General features: G+C 54.9%; 2 protein-coding genes and 1 pseudogene. 1 reads left to right on the forward strand and 2 read right to left on the reverse strand.

Features of this window, described 5'->3' with window-relative positions; genetic code table 11:
* Positions 1-197: transposase (locus tag M3I54_RS44225; protein WP_254341894.1), on the reverse strand; the 197-nt coding region annotated here is incomplete at its 3' end.
* Between the two features lie 47 nt (positions 198-244).
* On the reverse strand, positions 245-967 hold the full coding sequence (locus M3I54_RS44230) for a hypothetical protein (protein WP_254346703.1): 723 nt from the start codon (positions 965-967) through the stop codon (positions 245-247).
* A gap of 171 nt (positions 968-1,138) precedes the next feature.
* Here M3I54_RS44230 and M3I54_RS44235 point away from each other — a divergent pair.
* Positions 1,139-1,331, forward strand: a pseudogene (locus M3I54_RS44235) (IS256 family transposase); the annotation flags it as partial.

The raw sequence follows: 1,331 nt of genomic DNA on the forward strand, positions 1-1,331 counted from the left end.
GGGCGCAAACCCCGATCCCGCTCTTCCTTGCGCACCCAGCTACGCAGCGTCTCGCCCGAGCAGCCCAGCTTCGCTGCGATCGAGGCGATCACTTTCCATTGCGATTCGTGGTCGCCCTGATGTTCCAGTACCATTCGCACAGCCCGCTCACGAACTTCCGGCGAGTACCTTGGGGACTTCTTCTTGGTGTTTTCCATAGCTCCATTTTCTCAAGAAGTGGAGCCTCCGGAAATCCCGGGGCGGTTCAGTCATGTTCGTCGTAGAGCTTCAACTCATGGAAAAATCCCGCTGTTAGCTCGGGATGATTGATTACTAGGAGCGCCATGTGTGGAATAAGCGCGCCCTTTGTTGGCAATCCAAACAGGTTGCGCGCAATATCCTCGTACGGCCTTGGATATAGGCTTCGGACTTGCTTGTCTATGCTTGCACTAAAACCGTGGTATTCAAAAGTTGCGCAAGTATCCGACTCCCAATTAGGTCGTCTACGGTCCAAGCGTGCTGTCCGCTTCGCTCTCTGCGTCGCGGGCATTACATGTTTGACTACCCCCGTCTGCGCAAGCGACAATCGACGCATGCGACGCTGCCAGATAATCTCAACCTCTCTCGTGGCCCAGCGAGCGATCGCGTCTACGTCCGCCTGAATTTTGCGATAGACAAGCTCTGTGGCTTCCTTATTGCTTAGACGAAGCGGAACGTCAGTCAGAAGCTTGACGATGTGGACGGTGCCGTCGGGATCGACGCGTCGGTGGGTGATAGCACCGTCCACTTCTTTGCAGGGTAAGACAATGATCTCTGCTTGCTTCGCAAAGAGCTGGCCGTCACACAGAAACCCTTTCGCAAATAATCTGAACGAAAGCCAGAGACGCAGAAGAGACGAGTATTGGCAGTCCCGTTTGTCATAGTCCGCAGCTTGATGTAACACGAAGTTCGCGAAGAGTGTCGTCGCCCGCGATACCGACAAGAACATCTCGCATGTCCACTCTTGAGGTAATTCAGCGAGAAACCTGGCGAATTCGTTGTGCATAAATGAGGCATGCGCACGTCGGGAGATGAACTTCGAGAATGCGTTTGCGAGTCGCTCCGCGGGTCTGTCATAGATTTTGTGTTCAAGGCATAACATGTAGCTCAAGGAGCATGTATGCCACGCAAACCCAAGACAACTACCGAAGCGCAGACAGCGTTACCGTCCATTCCGAAGGAGCTGATCGACCAGTTCGTGAAGGGACCCATGACCGCCGAAGCGGTGCACGCCGCTTCAGCCGCGTTCAAGAAGGCGCTGATCGAGCGGGCGCTGGGTGCCGAACTTGGACACCATCTGGGTTATCCGGCGG

Origin of the sequence: Paraburkholderia sp. CNPSo 3274 (genome assembly GCF_024206475.1) — a bacterium.
Taxonomy (GTDB): Bacteria; Pseudomonadota; Gammaproteobacteria; order Burkholderiales; family Burkholderiaceae; genus Paraburkholderia.

Bases quoted from the DNA above. Each gene is read 5' to 3' on its own strand.
- M3I54_RS44230 (WP_254346703.1), bottom strand. From the start codon at position 967: ATGTTCTTGTCGGTATCGCGGGCGACGACACTCTTCGCGAACTTCGTG.